At 70.9% G+C, this 24,829-nt stretch carries 21 protein-coding genes; 6 read left to right on the top strand and 15 right to left on the bottom strand.

The window, feature by feature from the left end:
* Nucleotides 1-2: 2 nt before the first annotated feature.
* The 7 genes from P8A18_RS24825 to P8A18_RS24795 form a co-directional block, all read right to left on the bottom strand.
* Nucleotides 3-983: an ABC transporter permease gene (locus P8A18_RS24825; protein ID WP_018553242.1), complete on the bottom strand. Its 981-nt coding sequence runs from the start codon at nt 981-983 to the stop codon at nt 3-5.
* Entirely contained in the window at nt 980-2,041 is a 1,062-nt protein-coding gene (locus tag P8A18_RS24820) for an ABC transporter ATP-binding protein (RefSeq protein ID WP_018553241.1), read from the bottom strand. Before P8A18_RS24820 ends, P8A18_RS24825 begins: the two co-directional genes overlap by 4 nt.
* Nucleotides 2,042-2,071: 30 nt before the next feature.
* Complete coding sequence (locus P8A18_RS24815) at nt 2,072-3,748, bottom strand: ABC transporter substrate-binding protein (RefSeq protein WP_306057765.1); 1,677 nt, start codon at nt 3,746-3,748, stop codon at nt 2,072-2,074.
* A gap of 111 nt (nt 3,749-3,859) precedes the next feature.
* A complete protein-coding gene (locus P8A18_RS24810) occupies nt 3,860-4,834 on the bottom strand; it encodes a LacI family DNA-binding transcriptional regulator (protein WP_306057763.1) in 975 nt (324 codons plus the stop codon).
* A gap of 368 nt (nt 4,835-5,202) precedes the next feature.
* On the bottom strand, nt 5,203-6,810 hold the full coding sequence (cimA, locus tag P8A18_RS24805; protein ID WP_306057762.1) for a citramalate synthase: 1,608 nt from the start codon (nt 6,808-6,810) through the stop codon (nt 5,203-5,205).
* A gap of 407 nt (nt 6,811-7,217) precedes the next feature.
* Nucleotides 7,218-8,306 (bottom strand): branched-chain amino acid aminotransferase, encoded by a 1,089-nt coding sequence (locus P8A18_RS24800; protein WP_018553237.1) that lies wholly within the window; start codon nt 8,304-8,306, stop codon nt 7,218-7,220.
* Nucleotides 8,307-8,543: 237 nt separating this feature from the next.
* A complete protein-coding gene (locus P8A18_RS24795; protein ID WP_306057759.1) occupies nt 8,544-9,617 on the bottom strand; it encodes a 3-isopropylmalate dehydrogenase in 1,074 nt (357 codons plus the stop codon).
* 130 nt (nt 9,618-9,747) lie between these two features.
* Here P8A18_RS24795 and P8A18_RS24790 point away from each other — a divergent pair, with 130 nt between their 5' ends.
* Nucleotides 9,748-11,313: a purple acid phosphatase family protein gene (locus P8A18_RS24790; RefSeq protein ID WP_306057757.1), complete on the top strand. Its 1,566-nt coding sequence runs from the start codon at nt 9,748-9,750 to the stop codon at nt 11,311-11,313.
* Nucleotides 11,314-11,332: 19 nt separating this feature from the next.
* On the opposite strand, the gene P8A18_RS24785 is transcribed toward P8A18_RS24790, so the two are convergent.
* Both P8A18_RS24785 and P8A18_RS24780 read right to left on the bottom strand, forming a co-directional pair.
* A complete protein-coding gene (locus P8A18_RS24785; RefSeq protein WP_018553234.1) occupies nt 11,333-11,464 on the bottom strand; it encodes a hypothetical protein in 132 nt (43 codons plus the stop codon).
* A 257-nt stretch (nt 11,465-11,721) separates the two neighbouring features.
* Complete coding sequence (locus P8A18_RS24780) at nt 11,722-12,603, bottom strand: LysR family transcriptional regulator (protein ID WP_306061130.1); 882 nt, start codon at nt 12,601-12,603, stop codon at nt 11,722-11,724.
* Between the two features lie 117 nt (nt 12,604-12,720).
* Between P8A18_RS24780 and P8A18_RS24775 the strand changes: the two genes are divergently transcribed.
* The 4 genes from P8A18_RS24775 (at nt 12,721) to P8A18_RS24760 (ending at nt 16,447) form a co-directional block, all read left to right on the top strand.
* Nucleotides 12,721-13,734, top strand: a complete 1,014-nt coding sequence (locus P8A18_RS24775; RefSeq protein ID WP_306057754.1) for an NADP-dependent oxidoreductase — start codon at nt 12,721-12,723, stop codon at nt 13,732-13,734.
* Nucleotides 13,735-13,812: 78 nt separating this feature from the next.
* Nucleotides 13,813-14,385, top strand: coding sequence for a CDP-alcohol phosphatidyltransferase family protein (locus P8A18_RS24770; RefSeq protein WP_306057752.1), 573 nt, complete (start codon nt 13,813-13,815; stop codon nt 14,383-14,385).
* Nucleotides 14,382-15,242, top strand: coding sequence for a phosphatidate cytidylyltransferase (locus P8A18_RS24765; protein ID WP_306057750.1), 861 nt, complete (start codon nt 14,382-14,384; stop codon nt 15,240-15,242). Before P8A18_RS24770 ends, P8A18_RS24765 begins: the two co-directional genes overlap by 4 nt.
* Nucleotides 15,242-16,447: a lysophospholipid acyltransferase family protein gene (locus P8A18_RS24760; protein WP_306061129.1), complete on the top strand. Its 1,206-nt coding sequence runs from the start codon at nt 15,242-15,244 to the stop codon at nt 16,445-16,447. Before P8A18_RS24765 ends, P8A18_RS24760 begins: the two co-directional genes overlap by 1 nt.
* Before the next feature lie 116 nt (nt 16,448-16,563).
* Here the strand turns inward: P8A18_RS24760 and pruA are convergent, their stop codons facing one another.
* Both pruA and P8A18_RS24750 read right to left on the bottom strand, forming a co-directional pair.
* Nucleotides 16,564-18,195: an L-glutamate gamma-semialdehyde dehydrogenase gene (pruA, locus tag P8A18_RS24755; protein ID WP_306057748.1), complete on the bottom strand. Its 1,632-nt coding sequence runs from the start codon at nt 18,193-18,195 to the stop codon at nt 16,564-16,566.
* Nucleotides 18,196-18,233: 38 nt separating this feature from the next.
* Nucleotides 18,234-19,214, bottom strand: coding sequence for a proline dehydrogenase family protein (locus tag P8A18_RS24750; protein WP_306057746.1), 981 nt, complete (start codon nt 19,212-19,214; stop codon nt 18,234-18,236).
* A gap of 188 nt (nt 19,215-19,402) precedes the next feature.
* On the opposite strand from P8A18_RS24750, the gene P8A18_RS24745 reads away from it, so the two are divergent.
* Nucleotides 19,403-20,578 (top strand): PucR family transcriptional regulator, encoded by a 1,176-nt coding sequence (locus P8A18_RS24745; protein WP_306057744.1) that lies wholly within the window; start codon nt 19,403-19,405, stop codon nt 20,576-20,578.
* Nucleotides 20,579-20,612: 34 nt separating this feature from the next.
* Here P8A18_RS24745 and P8A18_RS24740 read toward each other — a convergent pair whose 3' ends face one another.
* The 4 genes from P8A18_RS24740 to ilvN form a co-directional block, all read right to left on the bottom strand.
* On the bottom strand, nt 20,613-21,224 hold the full coding sequence (locus tag P8A18_RS24740) for a TetR/AcrR family transcriptional regulator (protein WP_306057742.1): 612 nt from the start codon (nt 21,222-21,224) through the stop codon (nt 20,613-20,615).
* Between the two features lie 92 nt (nt 21,225-21,316).
* Nucleotides 21,317-22,909, bottom strand: a complete 1,593-nt coding sequence (gene serA / locus P8A18_RS24735) for a phosphoglycerate dehydrogenase (RefSeq protein ID WP_306057740.1) — start codon at nt 22,907-22,909, stop codon at nt 21,317-21,319.
* Nucleotides 22,910-23,170: 261 nt separating this feature from the next.
* Complete coding sequence (gene ilvC / locus P8A18_RS24730; protein WP_306057738.1) at nt 23,171-24,172, bottom strand: ketol-acid reductoisomerase; 1,002 nt, start codon at nt 24,170-24,172, stop codon at nt 23,171-23,173.
* A 107-nt stretch (nt 24,173-24,279) separates the two neighbouring features.
* Complete coding sequence (gene ilvN / locus P8A18_RS24725; RefSeq protein ID WP_018102507.1) at nt 24,280-24,807, bottom strand: acetolactate synthase small subunit; 528 nt, start codon at nt 24,805-24,807, stop codon at nt 24,280-24,282.
* Between the last annotated feature and the right edge of the window lie 22 nt (nt 24,808-24,829).

Here is a 24,829-nt window from a genome sequence, read left to right as displayed (position 1 = left end):
CCCTACGCCTCCCTTCGGGTACGGGGGTCGAGGACCATGTAGAGGACGTCGGCGAGGAGGTTCGCCACGAGGACGGAGAGCGTGATGATCAGGAAGATGCCCTGCATGAGGGGGTAGTCCTTGGCGCCCACGCCCTGGAGGAGCTGGAAGCCGATGCCCGGGTAGTTGAAGACCATCTCGACCAGGAGCGTGCCGCCGACGATGAGACCGAGCGAGAGGGCGAAGCCGGAGATGTTGGGCAGGATCGCGTTGCGTGCCGCGTATCCGAACATCACCCGGCGCTCGGAGAGGCCCTTGGCCTGGGCGACCATCACGTAGTCCTCGCTGGAGACGGTCACCATCATGTTGCGCATGCCGAGGATCCAGCCGGCCACGGCGCTCAGGACGATCGTCACGCCCGGCAGCACCCCGTGGTAGAGCGCGCTGGAGATGAACGGCCAGTCGAAGGCCGGGACGAGGGAGTTGTCGTACCCGCCCTCGAAGGGGAACATCGGCCACTTGACGGCGAACAGCGAGATCGCGATGAGGCCGAGCCAGAAGTACGGGATGGCGGAGATGAACGTGGTGACGGGCAGCAGGCTGTCCATCCAGGAGCCGCGCCGCCAGCCGGTGAAGACGCCGATGCCGGTGCCGAGGACGAAGCTGATCAGGGTGGTGATGCCGACGAGCGCGAGCGTCCAGGGCAGCGCCTGGCCGATGACCTCGCTGACCGGGGTCGGGAAGAAGGTGAAGGACATCCCGAGGTCGCCGTGGAAGAGGTGCGCCCAGTAGTCGGTGTACTGCTCCCAGAGCGACTGCTTCTTGTCGAGGCCGAACAGGGCCTTCAGCGACATGATCGCGTTGGTGTCCAGCTGGCCCTGGTAGCGGGCGATGAGCGCCTGGACGGGGTCGCCGGGCATCAGCCGCGGGATGAGGAAGTTGATCGTGATGGCTGCCCAGGCGGTGACCAGGTAGAAGGCGAGCCGTTGGAGCAGGTACTTCACTTCGCAGCCTCCTTCTCGTGGTCGTCGGTGCGGGCGGTGCCGTCGCCCTCGTACAGCCAGCAGGCGGCCCACTGGCCGTCGGCGAGGTCGAAGCGCGGCGGCAGTTCGGTGCGGCAGCGCTCCATCGCCTTGGGGCAGCGGGGGTGGAAGCGGCAGCCGGCCGGCGGGTCGATGAGCGAGGGGGGCTCGCCGCTGCCGGTCTCCTCCTGCTCCTCCTCGGCGACGACCCGGTCCGGGTCGGGCGCCGAGGCGATGAGCAGCTGGGTGTAGGGGTGTGCGGGGCGCTGGGTGACGGTCTCGCTGTCACCGCCCTCGACGATCCGGCCCGCGTACATCACCAGCGTGGTGTCCGCGAAGTAGCGGGCGGAGGCGATGTCGTGGGTGATGTAGAGGATCGCGAGGTGGAGCCGGTCCTTGAGGTCCTTGAGCAGGTTGAGCACCCCGAGCCGGATGGAGACGTCCAGCATCGAGACCGGCTCGTCGGCCAGGAGGACCTGGGGGTCGGCGCCGAGCGCGCGGGCGATGGCCACGCGCTGGCGCTGACCGCCCGACAGCTCGTGCGGGAACTTGTCCAGGTACTGATGAGGAGGAGTCAGCTGGACGCGGTTCAGCAGAGCGGTCAGGTTCTTCTCCAGTTCCGCCTCGCCGCTGCCCGCCCGGCCGTGGATCTTCAGCGCCCGGGTCAGGTGGTAGCGCACGGTGTGCACCGGGTTCAGCGAGGCGAACGGGTCCTGGAAGATGAGCTGGACCCGGCGTACGTAACTGCGGAAGGACCGGCCACGTCCGGCCTTCACCGGCTGCCCGCCCAGGTGGATCTCGCCCGAGGTGAGCGGATACAGCTGGGCCAGCAGTCTGGCGACGGTGGACTTCCCGGAGCCCGACTCCCCCACCAGTGCCGTGACGGTGCCGCGCCGCAGTCGCAGCGAGACGTCGTCGACGGCGTGGACGGCGCGGCGCTTGCCCGCGAGGAGATCGCGGCCGGTGCGCCGCACGGCGAAGTGCTTGGTGACTCCGCGTGCTTCGAGCACGATGTGGTTGTTCTCTGACTGTTCAGACATGGCCGGTACCTGGTCCCTGATCCCTGCGTACTACTTGGCGGGCTTGAGCTTCAGCACGATCTCCAGTGAGGAGCGCTGGGTGTGCTGCGGGTCGGCGTACGGGTCGTCCTCGGTGGGCCAGCCCACCCAGTTCTTCGTGGAGTACTCCGCTCCGATGGGCGCCGCGGCGGTCGGGATCATCGGCGCCTGCTCGACCATGATCTTCTGGAGGGTGTTCATCGCCGAGGTGCGGGCGGTGTCCGTGGTGGCCTGGGCGAAGTCCTTCAGCGCCTCGGTGGCCTCGGGGCTCTTGAAGCGGCCGAAGTTGCCTGCCTGGGACGCCTTGCCGATGGGCTGGAGGATCGCGCCGTCCATGATGTTCTGGTACATGTCGTACGGGGTGGCGCCGCTGTTGGTCCAGTGCAGGGTGGCGTCGAAGTTGCCGTTGGCGACGTCGTTGCCCCACGCCTCGGCGGTCTGCGTCTTGACCTTGGCTTCGATGCCGATCTGCTTGATGTTGTCCTTGATGATCGACAGGCCGGTGATGTAGTCGTTCCAGCCGGCCGGGTCGGTGAAGGTGAGCTTCACCGGCTTGCCCTTCGGGTCCTTGAGGACACCGCCGTTGAGCGTGAAGCCGGCCTTCTCCAGAATCTGCTTGGCGCCCTCGACGTCCGGCTTGGTGGTGGCGTCCTTGTACTCGGGCGAGATGAACGAGTCACCGGCGGGCAGCGGGATGCCGGTCGGGTTGGTGATCTCCGGGTAGAGCGTGGCCTCGGCCTGGGTGTAGATCGCGTTGCGGTCCACGACCATCGCCATGGCCTTGCGCAGCGCCGGGTTGTCGAACGGGGCGCGGGTGGTGTTGAACCACAGGCCGTGGATGCCGAGCCCGGAGGGGAACCACAGCTTGTGGTTGTCCGGGTCCTTGGCGATGAACAGCTTCTTGTAGTCCGGCATGAAGACGAAGGACCACTCCAGCTTGCCGTTGGCCAGGGCGGTGGTGGCGGCGCTGTTGTCGTTGTACGTGCTGTAGCGCAGCTCCTTGACCTTGGTCGAGCCCTTCCAGTAGGTGGGCGTCGCGGTCAGCGTGGTGGTCTGCGGCGTGAAGGTCTTCAGCTTGTACGGGCCCGAGCCGACGGGCGTGCGGTTGGGCCAGGTCTCCGGGTCCTTCACGCCCTCCCAGATGTGCTTGGGCACGATGAACTGCTGGATGATCTTGTTCTGGTTGACGTACTGCGACTCGTCGAAGGTCAGGACGACCTTCTTGTCCTTGACCTCGATCCCGCCCCACTCGATGCCGTCGCCGTTGAGCGCGGGGTGCTTCTTCAGCAGGTCGAAGGTGAACGCCACGTCCTCGGCGGTCAGCGGCTTGCCGTCGGCCCACTTGGCCCGGTCGTCGAGGGTGAAGGTGACCTTGGTGAAGTTGAGGTCCCACTTCCAGTCGGTCGCCAGCCACGGGTCGGCCTTGTCGGCGGGCCGGATCTGGCTCGTCATCGCCAGCGGCTCGTAGATCATCCAGCGGTAGCCGAGGGTGGCGCCGGCCGAGGTGCTGAGGAAGGGGTTGCTGTTGTTCGTCTGCGGCCCGTCCGGCTTGCCCAGCGTCAGGACGCCCGAAGCGGCGCTGCCGCCGTTCTTGTTGTGGTTCGAGTTGGCCGAGGAACAGCCGGCGGCGAGTGCGACCACCGCGGTGGCGAGCGCGGCGGCTCTGAGCGTGTGACGGCGTGCGGACATAACGACTCCAGGAGGGACTGGCGGGTCTGGGAGATCCGGAAACGGGCAGCGCTCGGCGCGCCGAGTGCGGGCGTTGCGGGTGCGGTGCGGGCCTGTGGGGAGCTTTGACCGCTAGGGCGCCGAGTGGCGCACGACCAGTTCGGTGGGCAGCACGACCGGTGCGTCGGGTACGGGCGTGCCGCCGAGGTGGGAGAGCAGCATCCGTGCGGCCGTCTCACCCATCTGCCGGGTGGGCTGGCGCACGGTCGTCAGGGGCGGTTCGGTGTGCTCGGCCATCGGGATGTCGTCGAAGCCGACGACCGCGATGTCACCCGGCACGGTCCTGCCGGCGGCGCGCAGCGCCCGCAGTACCCCTGCCGCGGTGATGTCGTTGTGTGCGAAGACCGAGTCGAACTCCTTGCCGGACGCGAGGAGTTCCTCCATGGCCTGGCGGCCGCAGAGTTCGGTGAAGTCCCCGCGCACGACGAGATCGGTGGGCAGGACCGAGAGGAATCCCGCCAGCCGGTCGGTGACGCAGCCGAAGTCCTGGGGGCCCGTGATCACGACGGGCCTGGTGCGGCCGGCGTCCCGCAGATGACGGGCGGCCGACGCGCCTCCTTCGTGGTTGGTGGTCACGACGGAGGGGAATTCGGGGTGGTGGCCGCGATCGTCGATCAGCACGATCGGGAGGCCGTCGCGGTGCAGTTCGGTGAGGTGGTCCAGGGTGTTCTCGGGTTCCACCACGACCAGTCCGTCGAAGGCCCGCGCCGACACCTGGCTGGTGAAGCGCTGGACGGACTCGGCCCCGCGGTTGCAGGTGAACAGCAGCAGCCCGTAGTCGGCGGCCTCGACGGTGTCGACGACGCCCTGGAGCACCTCGCCCATCCACGGCCAGGTCAGCGAGGGCACCAGCATGCCGACCGTACGGCTGCTGCCGCGGGCCAGACCGACGGCGCCCGAGCTGGGCACGTAACCGAGCTGTGCGATCACTTCACGAACACGGGCCGCCGTCGAACCGTCCACTTCGCCCTTGGTGTTGATCACCCGGGACACGGTCGTCTTGCTGACGCCGGCCTCGCGGGCGACATCAGCGATGGTGACACGCATCGGGGGCCTCCAGGACATAACAGGACGGAGCACACAACGGGGCAGGGAACGACCGGCGATGGAACCGGTACCGCAACCGGTTCCGGAACCGGTACCGGCGTTGGTGGCGTGAGTTAACCCCGCCGAAACGGGGCCGTCAATACTTCACGTCCAGATTGGTCCGTACCCATTTGCTAACGGTCCGGACACGGCCCTTGAGTTCAACTCCTGAACGCACAGACCCTTGACGTGAGCCTGTGGAGGCAGTTCACTCTGACCGCGTACATGGTCCGAAAACGCGCGCGCCCCCGCTCGCCCCGCCGGAAACCGGCGGGTGAACGGGGGCGGTGCGTCGTATCGGTGTGCCGTACCGGCGTCATGCCGGTGCGTCAGTCGGTGGGCTCCACTCCGGCCCGCAGCAGGCCGAAGGTGTACGCGTCCTCCAGCGCCTGCCAGGACGCCGCGATGATGTTCTCGGCGACCCCGACGGTCGACCAGTCGGCGGTGCCGTCGCCCGTGGTGATCAGGACGCGGGTGGTCGAGTCGGTGCCGGTGCGGCCCTCCAGGATGCGGACCTTGTAGTCCATCAGCTCCAGCTTGGCGAGCTGCGGGTAGATCCGCTCCAGGGCCACGCGCAGCGCCCGGTCCAGGGCGTTGACCGGGCCGTTGCCCTCGGCGGTGGCCACGATGCGCTCGCCCTTGGCCCAGAGCTTCACGGTCGCCTCGTTGGCGTGGGTGCCGTCGGGGCGGTCCTCGACGATCGCGCGCCAGGACTCGGTGCGGAAGTAGCGCCGCACCCGGCCCTCGGCCTCGGCGCGCAGCAGGAGTTCGAAGGAGGCGTCGGCCGCCTCGTAGGTGTAGCCCTTGAGTTCGCGCTCCTTGACCCGCTCCACGACCCGGCCGACCAGCTCGCGGTCCCCGCCGAGGTCGATGCCCAGCTCGTCGCTCTTGAGCTCGATGGAGGCGCGGCCGGCCATGTCGGAGACCAGCATCCGCATGGTGTTGCCGACCAGGGCCGGATCGATGTGCTGGTACAGGTCCGGGTCGACCTTGATCGCGGAGGCGTGCAGCCCGGCCTTGTGCGCGAAGGCGGAGACGCCGACGTAGGGCTGGTGGGTGGAGGGGGTGAGGTTGACGACCTCGGCGATGGCGTGCGAGACGCGGGTCATGTCGGCGAGGGCGCCCTCGGGCAGCACCGTCATGCCGTACTTGAGCTCCAGCGCGGCGACGACGGGGAAGAGGTTGGCGTTGCCGACGCGCTCGCCGTAGCCGTTGGCGGTGCACTGGACGTGGGTGGCGCCCGCGTCCACGGCGGCCAGGGTGTTGGCGACGGCGCAGCCGGTGTCGTCCTGGGCGTGGATGCCGAGCCGGGCGCCCGTGTCGGCGAGGACGGTGGAGACGACGGCCTGGATCTGGGCCGGGAGCATCCCGCCGTTGGTGTCGCAGAGGATGACGACGTCGGCGCCGGCCTCGGACGCGGCCTTGACGACGGCCTTGGCGTACTCGGGGTTGGCGCGGTAGCCGTCGAAGAAGTGCTCGCAGTCGACGAAGACCCGGCGGCCCTGTTCGCGGAGGTGGGAGACGGTGTCGCGGACCATCTCCAGGTTCTCCTCCAGGGTGGTGCGCAGGGCGAGTTCCACGTGGCGGTCGTGGGACTTGGCGACCAGCGTGATCACCGGGGCGCCCGATTCCAGGAGCGCCTTGACCTGGGGGTCCGTCGCCGCCGAGCCGCCCGCCCTGCGGGTGGCCCCGAAGGCGACCAGTTGGGCGTTCCTGAACTCGATCTCCTGGCGCGCGCGGGCGAAGAACTCGGTGTCGCGGGGGTTGGCGCCCGGCCAGCCGCCCTCGATGAAGCCGACGCCGAAGTCGTCCAGGTGCCGGGCGATGGTCAGCTTGTCGGCGACCGTCAGGTTGATGCCTTCACGCTGTGAACCGTCGCGCAGCGTGGTGTCGAAGACATGGAAGCTGTCGTCGGTGGCCTTGGCCTTGGTGGTCATTGCTGGTCTGACTCCTGTCGGGTGAGTGGATCCGGACGGTCTGGCTCCACTTGCCCCCATCATCCCGCGCGCCTCGCGTCCCGGCCGAGGTGAGGGCCGGAAAACAAAAAACCCCTCGCGGGTGCGAGAGGTCTGCGCGCGGGTCTGGGGCACGGTGGCCGCGCCGTACGTGGTGGTACGGGACGGTCACTGCGGACCGGCGCGCCTGCTGCCAATAATCATGACGAACGAGGACACGGAAGCAGTCTGGCACAGGACCGCCCCCGCGCCCCGCCCCGTCTCAGGATGCGGTCGCGGGAAGTCCGGGCACCGGGCCCGGCCTTCCCGCCCGCGCGCCCTGGGGCTGTGGTCGCATTCCCGTCTGCCGTCCGGCCGGCAGACGGGAATGCGACGACAGGTCCTGGGGCCTAGGCCAGGGAGTGCATCCAGCCGTGGGTGTCCTCGGCGACACCGCGCTGGATGTCGAGCAGCTGCTCGCGCAGCCGGAGGGTGACCGGGCCGGGCGTGCCGTCGCCCTGGGTCCACTCGGCGCCCGCGCTCTTCACGGTGCCGACGGGGGTGATGACGGCGGCCGTGCCGCAGGCGAAGACCTCGGTGAGGGTGCCGGCGGCGGTGTCGTCGCGCCACTGGTCGATGGAGACGCGGGCCTCCTCGGGCTCGTAGCCGAGGTCGGCGGCGACCTTGAGGAGCGAGTCACGGGTGATGCCCGCGAGCAGGGAGCCGGTCAGGGCCGGGGTGACGATCTTGTTGCCGTAGACGAAGTAGAGGTTCATCCCGCCCAGCTCCTCCACCCACTTGTGCTCGACGGCGTCGAGGTAGGCGACCTGGTCGCAGCCCTTGGCGGCGGCCTCGGCCTGGGCGAGGAGGGACGCGGCGTAGTTGCCGCCGGTCTTGGCGTCGCCCATGCCGCCGGGGACGGCGCGCACCCGGTCCTCGGAGAGCCAGATGGAGACCGGCTTCACACCGCCGGGGAAGTAGGCGCCGGCGGGCGAGGCGATCACGACGAAGAGATACTCGTTGGCCGGCCGCACACCGAGGCCGACCTCGGTCGCGATCATGAAGGGACGCAGGTAGAGGGACTCCTCGCCGCCGTGCGGCGGCACCCACGCCTCGTCCTGGCGGACGAGCGCGTCACACGCCGCGACGAAGGTCTCGACGGGCAGCTCGGGCATGGCGACCCGGTGCGCGGACGCCCGGAAGCGGGCGGCGTTGGCCTCGGGGCGGAAGGTGGCGACCGAGCCGTCGGGCTGGCGGTACGCCTTGAGGCCCTCGAAGATCTCCTGGCCGTAGTGCAGCGTCATATTGGCGGGATCGAGCGCCAGCGGCCCGTACGGGACGAGCTGGGCGTCGTGCCAGCCGCGGCCCTCGGTCCACTTGATCGTCACCATGTGGTCGGTGAAGTAGCGGCCGAAACCGGGATTGGCCATGTACGCCTCGCGCTCCGCGTCGGACAGCGGGTTCGAGGAGGGCTTGAGCTCGATCGTGGGCGTCGTCATGAGTACGTGTCCTTCACCGTTTTGTGTGTGTAGGACCGCGTCCGCGCCCCTGACGGGGACAGGTGCTAGGACGTCCGAGCTTCACTGCGAACCACGGTCCCGTTCGATTATCGCCCGACGGGGGCCGTGCAGGAAATGGCGCGAATGCGGTCCAGGGTTCGATGGTGACACCCGGGGCCGCACAGGAGAAGCCGCCGGGTGCGTTGCGACCCGGCGGCTTCTGTGGGAGTCGTCGGATCAGCCCGCTACGCGTACCGCGAGGGCGTCGCCGATCTCGTCGGTGCCGCGAGCGGAACCTCCCCCAGAGCCCGAAGAGCCTGGGAGGTGCCCCCCTCGCTCCGCGAGGTCGGCGGAGACGGCGTCCTCGATGCGCGCGGCCTCGGCCTCGTAGCCGAGGTGGCGCAGCAGGAGGGCGACGGAGAGGATCGTGGCGGTCGGGTCGGCCTTGCCCTGCCCCGCGATGTCGGGGGCGGAGCCGTGGACCGGCTCGAACATCGACGGGAAGGCGCCCGTCGGGTTGATGTTGCCGGAGGCGGCCAGGCCGATGCCGCCGGAGACGGCCGCGGCGAGGTCGGTGAGGATGTCACCGAAGAGGTTGTCGGTGACGATGACGTCGAAGCGCTCCGGCTGCGTGACGAAGAAGATCGTCGCGGCGTCGACGTGCAGGTAGTCGGTGGTGACCTGCGGGTATTCGGCGGCGACCTTGTCGAAGGTGTTCTTCCACAGGTGGCCCGCGTAGACGAGGACGTTGTTCTTGTGGACCAGCGTCAGCTTCTTGCGCGGGCGGGCGGCGGCGCGCTCGAAGGCGTCGCGGACGACCCGCTCGACACCGAAGGCGGTGTTCAGGCTGACCTCGGTGGCGACCTCGTGCTCCGTGCCGGTGCGCAGCGAGCCGCCGTTGCCGGTGTACGGGCCCTCGGTGCCCTCGCGGACGACGACGAAGTCGATGTCCGGACGGCCGGCCAGCGGGGTGTCGGTGTTCGGGAACAGCTTCGACGGCCGCAGGTTGATGAAGTGGTCGAAGGCGAAGCGCAGCTTCAGCAGCAGCCCGCGCTCCAGGACACCGGAGGGCACGGACGGGTCACCGATCGCGCCGAGCAGGATGGCGTCGTGGCCCTTGAGGGCTTCGAGCTCCGCGTCGGGAAGGGTTTCGCCGGTACGGTGCCAGCGCCGGGCGCCAAGGTCGTACTCCTTGGTCTCCAGCTTCACATCCTGCGGGAGAACAGCGTTGAGGACCTTGAGGCCTTGGGCCACGACCTCCTGGCCGATACCGTCACCGGGGATCACTGCGAGATTGATGCTGCGAGACATGTCCGGCACCTTACTGCCCGTCCCACCCCATGACACGTCACGTCCACCATACGGACACATGGGCAGCTGTACGTGTACCGTTCATCTATTCGACGGGATCGCGTCAGGCGGCCGGTGGAGGTTGTCGGCCATGGACATCCCCCGTTTCGGTATCCCCGAGAAGCTCGCCGACCGCATGAGCATGGCCGAGCAGCACGACTACCTGCGCACCCGGCTGACCCGCCGCGGGGCGCTGCGGACCGGCGCGGCGACCGCCGCCGTCGTCGGCACCGGGATCGGCCTCGCCTCCTCCCCCGCCTACGCGGCGCCCACCGTGCTCACCTCGCGCGGCACCACCCGGGTCGACGGCTCGCTGGTCGCCCCGTTCGGCCGGCACCTGGCGTACGGCGCCGACCCGAGGACGCGGATGGCGGTCTCCTGGCAGGTGCCGTTCGCGGTGCGCCGCCCCTACGTCCGCATCGGGCTCAAGCCGTGGGCGCTGAGCCGGAAGATCGACGCCGAGGTGCGCCACCTGACGACGCCGCTGCTGAACGACGGCAAGATCGCGGCGGCCGAGCAGTTCTACGTACACGCCGCCCTGGAGCGGCTGAAGCCCGGCACGACGTACTACTACGGCGTCGGCCACGACGGCTTCGACCCGGCCGACACCCGCAACCTGGGCACGCTCGGCACCTTCACCACCGCGCCCTCGCACGCCCGGAACTTCACCTTCACCGCCTTCGGCGACCAGGGCGTCAGCTACCACGCGCTCGGCAACGACCAGCTGATCCTGGGCCAGAACCCGGCCTTCCACCTGCACGCGGGTGACATCTGCTACGCCGACCCGTCGGGCTCCGGCCAGACGAGCGACACCTATGACGCGCGCACCTGGGACCAGTTCCTGGCGCAGACGGAAACGGTCTCCAAGACCGTGCCGTGGATGGTGACGACCGGCAACCACGACATGGAGGCCTGGTACTCGCCGGACGGCTACGGCGGCCAGAACGCCCGCTGGACCCTGCCGGACAACGGCCCGGACCCGGTCAACCAGCCCGGCGCCTACTCCTTCGTGCACGGCAACGTCGGCGTGATCGCGCTGGACGCCAACGACGTCAGCTATGAGATCCCCGCCAACTTCGGGATCAGCGGCGGCAGGCAGACCAAGTGGCTGGACCGGCGCCTGGGCGAGCTGCGGGCCCGCCACGACATCGACTTCCTGGTGGTCTTCTTCCACCACTGCGCCTTCTCCACGACGAACGCGCACGCCTCGGACGGCGGGGTGCGCGACGCCTGGGTGCCGCTCTTCGAGAAGCACCAGGTGGACCTGGTCATCAACGGGCACAACCACGTCTACGAGCGCACCGACGCGATCCTGAAGAACGCCGTGAAGCGCGAGGTGCCCATCGGCGAGCGCACCGACCCGAGGCGGGACGGCATCGTCTACGTCACGGCGGGCGGCGCGGGCAAGGCGCTGTACGACTTCCCGGCGCCCGACAGCTACGAGGGCCACGTCACGGACCTGGAGAGCGTGGACACCTACCACGTGGCCAAGGGCGGCGCGAAGGCCACCGAGACCGTGGAGTGGTCGCGGGTGCGCTACACGGGCTTCTCGTTCCTCGCGGTGGAGGTGGAGACCGGGCGGAACGCCCGGATGAAGGTCACCGCACTCGCCGAGTCCGGCGAACGCGTCGACCACTTCGAGATCAGCCGCGGCTGAGCGCGGCCGGCGGGCCGGTTCAGTGACCGGTGGCGCCGCCGTTGTCCCTGCGGTCGAGGGCGCGCTGGAGGGCCGCGGCGGCGGCCTTGCGCTCCGATTCGGCCGGGCGGTGGGCGTGACGGACGCGGCGGCGGATGGTGGTCTCGGCCATGGTGGATCGACTCCTTGAGATCGCGCGGATTTCGAGATCGAACAGCGTGAAGTGATGTCGAGATCAGTGATTTCGAGGTGCCGGAAGGGGCGGGGAGCAGGCGCCGCAGGGGTTGCCTGCGCAAGGGCGCGCGCTCACGACCGCCAGTCGCTTGATCGAGCGAGACGTTCGGCTTCTACAAAGCTAGAACAGCCTCGCCGGTCTGTCTCCACAATTACTCGGACTTCCTACTATCTGAGACGGAGGTTTACGGCGACTCACCCGCCGCTCACTCTCAGCTCTCGGATGAGGGCCCGCACGGCGGGGGAACGTGCCAGCTCAGGGGTGGTGACGTAGCCCACGGCGCGGGTCGGGCGCTCCGGTCCGAGTGCGGTGATCCCGACCGCGTCCGGTGCTCCATGGAGGGACAGTCCGGGCATGATCGCCATGCCGAGACCGGCGGACACCATCGAGAGCACCGCTCCGTCGTCCTCGGCCTCCACGGTCGCCCGCGGAATCCAGTCCTGCGCCGCCCACCAGTCCCGGGTGTACGAGGTGCAGTTCTCCGCCCAGTCCAGCAGCGGCAGCGTCCGGGGCGCCGGATGACCGGCCGGATACACGAGGGCGTACTCCTCCTCCCGCAGCACTCCCCCCACCAGCTCATCGGGGACCGGCGCACTCGTCCCGATGGTCGCGATCCCCAGATCGGCGCGCCCGTCCAGGACCTCGCCCGCCGTGCCCCGCCCCAGCTCGCGCACCACCCGCACCACCGGTTCGATCCCCGGGTGGCGCGTCCGCAGCCGCTCCAGGGCGGGCGGCAGCAGGTGCAGCGCGGCGCTGCGGAAGGCCGCGATCCGCAGCACCCCCGCCGGGGCGGCCGACCCTGGCCCGGCCGCGGCCGCCCGCGCCTCGGCGCCCATCAGCTCCAGCAGCCGCAGGACGCGCCGGGCGTACCCGAGGGCGCTCGCGCCCGCCGGGGTGGGCGTGGCACCCTTGCGGCCGCGCTCGAAGAGGACGGCGCCGATCCTGCGCTCGCTCGCCCGGATCGCGTGGGAGACGGCCGACTGCGTCATGTCCAGAGCCACGGCGGCGCCGGAGAAGCTGCCCGCGCTCTCGACGGCGAGCAGGATGCGCAGCTCGTGCGGGGTCAGGTCGGCCATCGCGCGGGTCCCCTCGATCCATTCGATCACCGATCCATGAAAGCTGTTCATGGAAACGGCCTTTCCATCGACGCAACCCGCTGCCGGGCCGGAAAGTTCCTTCCTACGGTCACTGCCATGACGACGACACGCATCGCCCGCGCCTTCCACCTGACCGCCCGCCCCACCGGCTTCCCCACCCCGGACCTCTTCGCCCTCACCGAGTCCCCGCTGCCCGCCCCCGCCCCCGGGCAGGCCCTGGTGGAGAACCTCTACCTCTCCGTGGACCCGTACCACCGCGAGGAGATGGACGAGGGCTGGGAGCTGAACGCACCGCTGGAGGGGCGCGCGGTGGGCCGGGTCACCGCCTCCCGGGACCCGGGCCTCGCGGAGGGCGACCTCGTCCTCCACCGGCGGGGCTGGCGCACCCACGCCCTGGTCACGGCCGGCACCGACGGCACCCGCCTGCTCCCGTCGTACGAGGGGGTGCCGCTGACCGCCCACCTCTCGATCCTCGGCGGCACGGGGCTCACCGCCTATGTGGCCCTGACCCGTGTCCTGGAACTGCGGCCGGGGCAGGACCTGTTCGTCTCCGCCGCCGCGGGCGGGGTGGGCACGGCGGTCGGCCGGATCGCCCGGCTGCTCGGCGCGGGCCGGATCGTCGGCAGCGCGGGCTCGGCGGCGAAGACCGCCCGGCTCACCTCGGAGCTCGGCTTCGACGCCGCGTTCGACTACCACGACGGGCCGGTCGGCGAGCTGCTGGCGAAGGCCGCGCCGGACGGGATCGACGCCGCCGTGGACAACGTCGGCGGGGACCATCTGGAGGGCACGATCGCGGCGATGCGCGAGTTCGGCCGGATCGCCTGGGTCGGCGCCATCGCCCAGTACCACGCGGCCCACCGGCCGCCGCCGGCCCCGCGCAACCTGTTCGACGTGGTGGGCAAGAGCCTGCGTCTCGAAGGCGTCCTGGTCCGCAACCACCGGGACGCGCAGGGCGAGTTGGAGGACCTGCTCGTGCCTCGGCTGCGCACCGGCCGGATCGCGCCGGACGTCACGGTCGTGGACGGGTTCGAGCGGACCGTGGACGGCTTCCTGGGCATGCTGCGCGGCGAGAACACCGGCAAGATGCTGATCCGCACGGCCGGGCGGTAGCCCCCGGCCCGGGTACTCAGCCGTACTTGAGTACCCGACCCGTGTCGAAAGAACGTGCGTCGCACGAGAGTTGCGGCCATGAACGGCCTCTACGCTCTCAAGCCCTGGTACGCGGACCGGCTCTCCGGTGTCCGCGCCTCGCTGGCCCGCCGTGAGGTGTCGCCCGACACCCTCACCGCCGCCGGTGTGGCCGCCGCGGCCGGTGCCGCCGCCGCCCTGGCCCTGCTCCCCGCGGGCCCGGCCGCCCTGCCGGTCGCGGTCCTCCTCGCGGCGCGGCTCGCCTTCGCCAACCTGGACGGGGCGCTGGCCCGCGACACGGGCCGTACGACCCGGCGCGGCGCGGTCCTCAACGAGCTGGGCGACCGGGTCGCGGACCTGGTGGTGCTGGCAGGTTTTCTGGCGCTCGCCCCACTCGGGCCGGTGGCCGTGGCGGCCCTCGCCGCCACGCTGCCGTCCTGGGTCTCGCTGGCCGGGGCCGCCGCCGGGGCGCCCCGGCGCAACGGCGGCCCGGTGGGCAAGACCGAGCGCTGCCTGCTGGTGGTGGTCGCCGCCGCGAGCGGCTGGGCCGTCCCGGTGCTGATCGTGATCGCCGCCGGCTCGCTGCTCACCGCGGCGCTCCGGCTGGCCGGTCTCTGGCGGGAGTTGGCATGAGCGCCGTACTGATCGCCGAGGAGGCGGCCGCCCGCGCGGTGCCGCTGGTCGCGGGTGTGCTGGGCGCGGGCGGGGTCGCCGTCGCGGTCCTCCCCGCACGGTTGCGGACGCGCGCCGAACTGCGCAGGCGCTGGCGGACCTGGGCGCTGGTCGCCCCGGTCTTCCTGGGGGCGTTCTTCCTGGGCGGCGGCGGGACGTACGCGCTGGCCGCCGGGCTCGGCGTGGTCGCGGCCGGCGAGTACGCCCGGATGGCGGGGCTGCGCCGGGGCGACCTGGCCGTGCTGGTGACGGCCTCGGTGGCCCTGCCGGCCCTGGCGTGGCTCGCCCCGCACCTGCTGGACCCGCGTGCGGCGGCCGTGCTCCTGATCGCGGCGGCGCTGCCGTCCGTGCTGGGCGGCGACGACCGGTCGGGCTTCACCCGGACCGCCCGGACCGTGTTCGGCCTGCTGTGGATACCGGTCGCGCTGACCGGCCTGGTGACGCTCGGCGAGACGGCGGTCGCGGTGGGCCTGGCGGTGGCGCTCGGCGATGTCGGCGCCTGGTGCGGCGGTACGGCGCTGGGGCGGCGCGGACCGCTGTCCCGCCCCCTGTCGCCGCTCTCCCCCAACAAGACCTGGGCCGGTGTGCTGGGCGCGGGACTCGCGACGGCCCTGCTCCTGCTGGTGCTCGGCGAGTTCGGCCTCCCCCTGTGGGCTGCCGTGACCGGTGGCTGTGTCCTGGGTGACCTGGTCGAGTCGATGGTCAAGCGCGAGTCCGGGGTGAAGGACGCGGGCAGCTGGCTGCCGGGCTTCGGCGGGCTGCTCGACCGGATCGACTCCCTGCTGGTGGCCCTCCTCCTGGCGATGGTGATGACGTGATGACGACCCTGCCGCGCACCCCCGTCCACCGGGTCCTCCCGGTCCGCTCCCGCGTCGCCTCCGCGCTGCGGCGCGGACTGTGGTGGGGCGTGCTCAGCCTCACGGGCGGGGTCGAGCGGCGCGGCCGGCTGCCGCGCGGCGGCTGCGTGGTCGTCGCCAACCACACCTCGCACGCGGACACCGCGGCCCTCCTCGCCGCGCTCGACGCCCGGCACGGCCCGGCGATCGGCGCGGCAGCCGACTACTGGTTCGCCTCCCCCTGGCGGCGGCGGATCTGCCGCAGGCTGGCGGCCGGCTTCCCGGTGCGGCGGGCGGGCGGCGGCATGGCGGACCTGCTCTCGATGACCGGCGAGCTGCGGGAGGGCCGGGCGGTCGTGCTGTTCCCCGAGGGAACCCGGGCGAAGGACGGCGCCCTGGGCTCCTTCCACCGGGGCGCGCTGGTCCTCGCCGACGAGGCGGGGGTCCCGGTGGTGCCGGTGGGCATCGCGGGCACGGACCGGCTGCTGCCCAAGCACGGCCGGCTGCGCTCGTCCCTGGTCCGGGTCACGATCGGCGAGCCGCTGCCGTCCGGGGTCTCCCCCGAGGCCGCCCGCGACGCGGTGCGCGAGCTGCACGACCGCACGGCCGCCGAACCGCTCGGGGACTCCGCGGCGCGCAGGCGGGTGGCCGCCGTCGTCACCTCGCGGCTGGGGCTGCCGCTGGCGTTCTGCTGGGCGTTCGCGGAGGCGCTGAGCTGGCCGCTGATGCCGGAACTGCTGCTGGGCGTGGTGTGCGTGGCGGTGCCCCGCGCGGCCCTGAGGATGTCGCTGGGCGCCCTGGCCGGCAGCCTCGCGGGCGGGCTGCTCGCCCTGCACCTGGCGGCGGCGGGCGTGCACCTGCCGGCCCCGCTGACCACGGACCGGATGCGGGCGCAGGTCCGCCAGGAACTGGCCCTGGAGGGCGCGGCGGCGGTACGCCACCAGCCGTGGAACGGCATCCCCTTCAAGGTGTACGGCGCCGAAGCGGGCCGGACCCCGGTGCCCGCGAAGGACTGGCTGGCCGCTTCGGCGGCGGCGCGGGGCGCCCGGACCCTGACGGTGGGCCTCGCCTTCGCCGCGTTCGGCCTGCTGCTGCGCCGCCACCGCCGGCTGTACGGCCGCTACCTGGTGCTGCTGGGCGGCGGGTTCGCGGCCGGGCTGGGGCTGATCGTGCGCGGCTGGGGCTGATCGTGCACGGCTGGGACGGGGGGCGCCCATGGAAACCGCCCCCCGTCCGGCAGGGGAACCGGACGGGGGGCGGGACTCGGGGCGGGGCGCCGGGGTGGGGCGCCCCGGGGGGGGTGTCAGCCCTGGTGGGGGTAGGTGTACTCGGTCGGCGGGACCAGGGTCTCCTTGATGGCCCGGGTGAGGGTCCAGCGCTGGAGGTTCTGCGGCGCGCCCGCCTTGTCGTTCGTACCGGAGGCGCGGCCGCCGCCGAAGGGCTGCTGGCCGACGACGGCACCGGTCGACTTGTCGTTGATGTAGAAGTTGCCCGCGGCGTACCGCAGCTTCTCCATCGTGTACGCGGCAGCGGCGCGGTCGTTCGCGATGACGGCACCGGTCAGGGCGTAGTCGGAGACCGACTCCATCTGCTCCAGCATCGCGTCGTACTTCTCGTCCTCGTAGACGTGCACGGCGAGGATCGGGCCGAAGTACTCGGTCGTGAAGACCTCGTTCTCGGGGTCGCTGCACTCGATGACGGTCGGACGGACGAAATAGCCCACCGAGTCGTCGTACGTGCCGCCCGCGATGATCGTGCACGCCGGGTCGGCGGCGGCGCGGTCGATGGCGGCCTTGTTCTTCGCGAAGGAGCGGTCGTCGATGACGGCGCCCATGAAGTGCGACAGGTCGGTGACGTCGCCCATGGTGATCGAGTCGACCTCGGCCGCGAACGCCTCCTTGAAACCGGAGTTCCAGATGGAGGCCGGGACGTAGGCGCGCGAGCTGGCCGAGCACTTCTGGCCCTGGTACTCGAAGGAGCCCCGGGTCAGGGCGGTCTTCAGGATCGCGTGGTCGGCCGAGGGGTGGGCGACGACGAAGTCCTTGCCGCCGGTCTCGCCGACGAGCCGCGGGTAGGTGCGGTAGTTGGCGATGTTGTTGCCGACCGTCTTCCACAGGTGCTGGAAGGTGGGGGTCGAGCCGGTGAAGTGGATACCGGCCAGGTCGCGGTGGTTGAGCGCCACCTCGGAGACGGCGATGCCGTCGCCCGTCACCAGGTTGATGACGCCCTTGGGCAGGCCCGCCTCCTCCAGGAGCCGCATCAGCAGCACGGCGGCGTGCGTCTGCGTCGGGGACGGCTTCCACACCACGACGTTGCCCATGAGGGCGGGCGCGGTCGGCAGGTTGGCCGCGATGGCCGAGAAGTTGAACGGCGTGATCGCGTAGACGAAGCCCTCCAGCGGGCGGTGGTCCATGCGGTTCCACACGCCCTGGGAGTTCGCCGGGGGCTGCTCGGCGAGGATCTGGCGCGCGTAGTGCACGTTGAAGCGCCAGAAGTCGATCAGCTCGCAGGGACAGTCGATCTCGGCCTGCTGGGCGGTCTTGCCCTGGCCGAGCATCGTGGAGGCGGCCAGCGTCTCGCGCCAGGGGCCGGACAGCAGCTCGGCGGCGCGCAGGATGATGGCGGCGCGGTCGTCGAAGGACATCGCGCGCCAGGCCGGGGCGGCGGCCAGGGCAGCGTCGATCGCGTCCTGGGCGTCCTGCTCGGTGGCGCCGGCGAAGGTGCCGATGACGGCCTTGTGGTTGTGGGGCTGCACGACGTCGACGCGCTCGCCGCCGCCCATCCGCTTCTCGCCGCCGATGGTCATCGGCAGGTCGACCGGATTCTCGGCGAGCTCCTTGAGCTTCGCCTCCAGCCGGGCACGCTCCGGGGAGCCCGGGGCGTAGGAGTGGACCGGCTCGTTGACCGGCACGGGGACCTGGGTCACAGCGTCCATGGTTCCTTTGCTCCTTCAGGTAGAGGGATGGAAGGGGCTCAGCCCTTGGTGAGGATGGAGCGGCCGAAGAACAGCAGGTTGGCCGGCTTCTCTGCGAGACGGCGCATGAAGTAGCCGTACCAGTCGGTGCCGTACGCGGTGTAGACACGCATCCGGTGACCCTCCGCGGCGAGCCGGGTCTGCTCGTCGGTGCGGATTCCGTACAGCATCTGGAACTCGTAGTCGTCGGGCTTGCGCCCGGCCTTGCGGCCCAGTTCCTGGGCGATGGCGATGAGACGGGGGTCGTGGGACCCGATCATCGGGTAGCCCTCGCCCTCCATCAGGATCCGCAGGATACGGACGTACGCCTTGTCGATCTCGGCCTTGTCCTGGTACGCGACGGAGGCGGGCTCCTTGTAGGCGCCCTTCACGATCCGCACCCGGCTGCCGGCCGCGGCGAGACGGCGGGCGTCCTCCTCGGTGCGGAACAGGTACGCCTGGATGACGCACCCGGTCTCCGGGTGGTCCTTCCGCAGCTCCTCGTGGATGGCGAACATCGAGTCCAGGGTGGTGTGGTCCTCGGCGTCCAGAGTGACCGTGGTGCCGATCGCGGCGGCGGCCTCGACGACCGGGCGCACGTTGGCGAGGGCCAGGTCATGGCCGCCGAGGAGTGTGCCGGCGGGGCCGGAGGCGGCTCCGTCGAGGGTGGCGGTGGGCGACGGGAGGGCCTGGCCGAACATGGAGAGCTTGACGGACATCTCCGCCCGGGTGCCCAGACCGAGGTCCTTCAGCCGGTCGATCAGCTCCAGATAGGCGTCGCGCGCGGCAGCGGCCTGCTCGGGCGTGGTGATGTCCTCGCCGACCACGTCGAGGGTGAGCTCCAGGCCCCTGCCCGCGGCGTCCTCGATGACCGTGACGACCTGGTCGACCGTCTCACCGGCGATGAAGCGGTCCACGACCTGCTTGGTGCCGGGCGCGGCCGAGACGAACCGACGCATCTTGTCGCTGCGGGACGCGGCGAGAATCACGGGACCCAGCACGGGGCACCTCCACGGAAAGTACGAACGAGGCCGCACCGCCGTATAAGCCCGGTAGGGAACATAAGCGGTACAGCACGGAGAACCACCGTGAAATCTAAGGATTGCTCCGATCCTCGGCCATCGACAGCTGTCACGCATCCGTGCCCTGGATCTCAGACATATGTCTGAAGGGGTGCGAGAATGGCCGGGTGAAGGGCGATTACCAGGAGCTGGTGGACGAGATCTCCGCGCTGCTCGGCGTCCCGGCGACGCTGGAGAACCGCGACTTCGGCCTGGTCGCCTTCGGGGCCCACGACAGCGACGACACCACGGCCATGGACCCGGTCCGCACCCGGTCGATCATGACCCGCCGCTCCACCCCGGCGGTCCGCGCCTGGTTCGAGAACTTCGGCATCACCCGCGCCACCGGCCCCGTCCGCATCCCCGCCGCCCCCGAGGCCGGCGTCAACCGGGACCGCATCTGCCTGCCGGTACGCCATCGGGGTGTCGTGCTCGGCTACGTATGGCTCCTGGACGCGGACCCCGGGCCGACCGACCGGCAGCTGGACGCGGCCATGGAGGTGGCGGCGCGGATCGGCGCGCTGCTCTTCGACGAGGAGCGGGCGGGCACCGGCCTGTCCCGGGAGTTCGGCGCGGCCCTCACCGCCGGACGCGGCTGGCAGCGGGACATGGCGGTGGCCGCGCTCGGCGAGGCGCTCGGCCCGGACGCGGAGGGGCTGCACACCGTGGTGTGCGTGGCGCCGTGGCCGGACGAGACGCCGGCGGTGCGCACGGTCCCCTCGGCGGCGGCGCTGACCGGCGCCCCGCCCCCGGGCGGGTCCGGGCCGCCCGCGCTGGCCGCCCTGATCCGGCTGCGCTCCCCCGACGTCCTGGACCCCGCGCTCACCGCGGCCGGCCGGCTGCGCGCCGAGGCGGGGACGGCCGCCACCGCCGGGATCGCGGTCCCGCGCCGGGGCCTCGCGGAGCTGGCCGACGCCTGGCACGAGGCGTCGGCGGCGGCCCGCGCGGCGGCGGCGGAGAGCCGGTACGGCCCGGTCGCCGAGTGGCCGGCCATCGGCCCGTACCGGACGCTGGCCACGCTCGCCCGGGGCGCGCCGCCCGACCACGCGGTGCGCCCGCTGCTCACCCCGCCCCACCGGGACCTCGCCCGCACCGCCGAGGTGTTCCTGGACTGCGCCGGCCAGGCCTCGCGGACCGCCGCCGAGCTGGGCATCCACCGCCAGACGCTGTACTACCGCCTCTCCCGGGTCCAGCAGCTCACCGGCCTCGACCTGAACGACGGCGAGGACCGGCTGCTGCTGCACATGGCCCTGAAGACGGCCCGGCTCCGAGCCCCGGACCCGCCGTTCCAGGGCCTGCGTTGAGTTCCCCGCCTGCCTCAGGGCGACGACGGGGAACTCAACGCAGGTCCTGGCGGACGGGCTCGCGGCCCGCCAGGACCGCCTTCAGTCCGTCGGTGAGGTCCTGCGCGGAGGGCGCGGAATCGGTGTCCATCAGCCACTGGACCATGACGCCGGCGAGCAGCGCCTGGCAGAAGAGGCCGGCCACGCGGGCCTTCTCCGGCTCGGCCTCGGGGTCGATGCCGAGCATGTTCTCGGCGAGCCCGTCGCGGCCCTCGCGCTGCGGGCCGGCCAGGGACTTCCTCAGCTCGGGGTCGGAGTCGATACGGGAGATGACCTCCATCTGGAGCTGCCAGACGGCCCGGGTCTGCTCGTAGCTCCCGATGACCCGCTCCCAGGTCTCCCGGAACTGGTCGAGCGGCTCGGCCGGCACCTCCCGCTCCTCCTCGGCCTCGGCCTCCTCGCCCTCCTTGGTCAGCACATCGCCCCACTCCTCCGTCACCTTGAGGAAGGCGAGGTTGAGCAGGGCCTCCTTGGAGCCGTAGTGGTAACCGATGGAGGCGAGGTTCGTCCCCGAGGCGGCCACGATGTCACGCGCCGTCGTGCGCGCGTACCCCTTCTCCAGCAGGCAGCGCTTCGCGCCTTCGAGCAGATCCTCACGATGTCCCATGACAGCAGCGTACCCGGCATGCAGACGTTTGTGTAAGACACGCGTCTAAATGCCGGGTACGGAAGGTACTGCCGGGGCCGGAGGGCCTGGGCTCAGTCGGTCAGGTTCACCGAGCGGGCCGAGGCCGCGCCGATCTCCGAGGAGATCTCGGTCAGCACCGACGGCGGGACGTCGTCGTCGACGGTGAGGACGACCAGCGCCTCGCCGCCCACGTCGGCGCGGGAGACCTGCATGCCCGCGATGTTCAGCCCGGCCTCGCCGAGGATCTTGCCGACCGCGCCGACGACGCCGGGGCGGTCCTCGTAGCGCAGCACGATCATGTGGTCGGCGAGCGCCAGGTCCACATCGTGCTCACCGATGGCGACGATCTTCTGGAGGTGCTTGGGGCCGGCCAGCGTGCCGGAGACCGCGACCTCCTGGCCGTCGGACAGCGTGCCGCGGACGGTGACCACGTTGCGGTGGTCGGGCGACTCGGAGCTGGTCGTGAGGCGGACCTCGACGCCGCGCTCCTGCGCGAACAGCGGGGCGTTGACGTAGGAGACGGTCTCGTCCACGACGTCCTCGAAGACGCCCTTGAGCGCGGAGAGTTCGAGCACCTTGACGTCGTGCTGGGTGATCTCGCCGTAGACCTCGACGTCGAGGCGGGCGGCGACCTCACCGGCCAGCGCCGTGAAGATCCGGCCGAGCTTCTCGGCGAGCGGCAGGCCGGGGCGCACGTCCTCGGCGATGATGCCGCCCTGGACGTTGACCGCGTCCGGCACGAGCTCACCGGCGAGCGCGAGGCGCACGGACTTGGCGACCGCGATGCCCGCCTTCTCCTGGGCCTCGTCGGTGGAGGCGCCGAGGTGCGGGGTGCAGACGACCTGGTCGAACTGGAACAGCGGGGAGTCCGTGCAGGGCTCCTTCGCGTACACGTCGAGGCCGGCGCCGGCGACGCGGCCCTCCTTGAGCGCGGAGGCCAGCGCCTCCTCGTCCACGATGCCGCCGCGCGCGGCGTTGACGATGCGCACGGTGGGCTTCACCTTGTGCAGGGCCTCGTCGCCGATCAGACCGAGCGTCTCCGGCGTCTTGGGCAGGTGCACGGTGATGAAGTCGGCGACCTCGAGGAGCTCGTCCAGCGAGAGGAGCTTGACGCCCATCTGCGCGGCGCGCGCGGGCTGCACGTAGGGGTCGTAGGCGACGATCTTCATGCCGAAGGCCGACATGCGCTGGGCGACCAGGACGCCGATGCGGCCGAGGCCGACGACACCGAGGGTCTTCTCGCTCAGCTCGACGCCGGTGTACTTCGAGCGCTTCCACTCGCCGTTCTTCAGCGCGGTGTTGGCCTGCGGGATGTGGCGCGCGGTGGCCACGAGCAGACCGCAGGCCAGTTCGGCGGCGGTGACGATGTTGGAGGTCGGCGCGTTCACGACCATCACCCCGGCCTTGGTGGCCGCGGAGACGTCGACGTTGTCCAGGCCGACGCCCGCGCGGGCGACGACCCTCAGCTTCTTCGCGGCGGCGATGGCCTCGGCGTCGACCTTGGTGGCGGAGCGCACCAGGATGGCGTCGACATCGGCGATCGCGGGGAGGAGCTCGGCGCGGTCCGCGCCGTTGCAGTGCCGGATCTCGAAGTCCGGGCCCAGGGCGTCCACCGTGGCGGGCGACAGCTCTTCAGCGATGAGTACGACAGGTTTCGAGCTCACGTGAGTCCTCACAGATCCATGGCGGACGGCCGTCCCGACGGCCGCAGGCGTGGAGGGGCTTGCCGCGTGGAAGACGCACGACACTGTGGGCCTGACGCGTGTATGGGGAGAAGTGTAGTCATGCGCGAGGACGCATTCCGCGCCCCGTTGGAAGGATCACCCACATGAGGCCGGTCGACTTGTACACCCGTACGACGCCGCCTCTTCCAGCGGTGGAGTGACCCCGGGGGCGGGCCGTGGCCCGCCCCCGGGGCGGCGGTGCTACGCGTCCTCGTCGTTGACCCAGCTCATGAGCTTGCGCAGCTCGCGGCCGGTGGTCTCCAGCAGGTGGTCGCTGTCGGCCTTCTTGTACTCGTTGTACTTGGGCAGGCCGTTGTGGTACTCGGCCATCCAGTTCTTGGCGAAGGTGCCGTCCTGGATCTCGGCCAGAACCTTCTTCATCTCGGCCTTGGTGGCGTCCGTGATGATGCGGGGGCCGGTGATGTAGTCGCCCCACTCGGCGGTCTCCGAGATGGACCAGCGCATCTTCTCCAGGCCGCCCTCGTACATGAGGTCGACGATGAGCTTCAGCTCGTGCAGGCACTCGAAGTAGGCGATCTCCGGCTGGTAACCGGCCTCGGTCAGGGTCTCGAAACCGGCCTTGACCAGGGCGGCGGTGCCACCGCAGAGAACTGCCTGCTCGCCGAAGAGGTCGGTCTCGGTCTCCTCGGTGAAGGTCGTCTTGATGACGCCGGCACGGGTGCCGCCGATGCCCTTGGCGTACGACAGGGCGAGCGCCAGGCCGTTGCCCGAGGCATCCTGCTCGACGGCCACGATGCACGGGACGCCGCGGCCCTCCTCGTACTGACGGCGGACCAGGTGGCCCGGCCCCTTGGGGGCGACCATGCAGACGTCGACACCCGCCGGCGGCTTGATGAAGTCGAAGCGGATGTTCAGGCCGTGACCGAAGAACAGCGCGTCGCCGTCCTTGAGGTTGTCCTTGATGGACTCCTCGTAGACCTGGGCCTGGATCGGGTCCGGGACGAGGATCATGATGACGTCGGCCTCGGCGGCGGCCTCGGACGGGGTCACCACGCGCAGGCCCTGCTCCTCGGCCTTGGCCTTGGACTTGGAGCCCTCGTGCAGACCGACACGGACGTCGACACCCGAGTCACGCAGCGACAGCGCGTGGGCGTGGCCCTGGCTGCCGTAGCCGATGACCGCGACCTTGCGGCCCTGGATGATGGACAGGTCGGCATCGTCGTCGTAGAACAGCTCGGCCACTGGGTCTTCTCCTTGGTGTGCAGGTGTTGCGTCCCACCGTACGGCGGGGTGCGTCAGATACGTTTTCGGGTCTCGCCATACGAGCGGCGCGGCGGGGCCCCTGATGGTTACGCCGAGCGGTCCAGGGCGCGCAGGGACCGGTCGGTGATCGAGCGCGCGCCACGGCCTATGGCGATGGTGCCGGACTGGACGAGCTCCTTGATGCCGTACTGCTCCAGCATCTTGAGCATCGCCTCCAGCTTGTCGGCGCCGCCGGTCGCCTCGATCGTGACGGCCTCGGGCGAGACGTCGACGGTCTTGGCGCGGAACAGCTGGACGATCTCGACGATCTGGGAGCGGGTCTCGTTGTCGGCGCGGACCTTCACCAGGACGAGCTCACGCTGGATCGCAGCGGACGGCTCGAGTTCGACGATCTTCAGGACGTTGACCAGCTTGTTGAGCTGCTTGGTCACCTGCTCCAGGGGCAGGTCCTCGACATTCACGACGATGGTGATGCGGGAGATGTCGGGGTGTTCGGTGGTTCCGACCGCGAGCGAGTCGATGTTGAAGCCGCGGCGGGAGAACAGGGCGGTGATCCGGGCCAGGACGCCGGGCTTGTTCTCGACCAGGACGGAGAGCGTGTGCTTGGTGGACATGGGAGTCGTTCTCTCTCTGTCT

It is taken from the genome of Streptomyces sp. Mut1 (genome assembly GCF_030719295.1).
Taxonomy (GTDB): domain Bacteria; phylum Actinomycetota; class Actinomycetes; order Streptomycetales; family Streptomycetaceae; genus Streptomyces; species Streptomyces castrisilvae.
The sequence above is the reverse complement of the archived record's forward strand: the minus strand, read 5'-3'. Positions and strand labels throughout refer to the sequence as shown.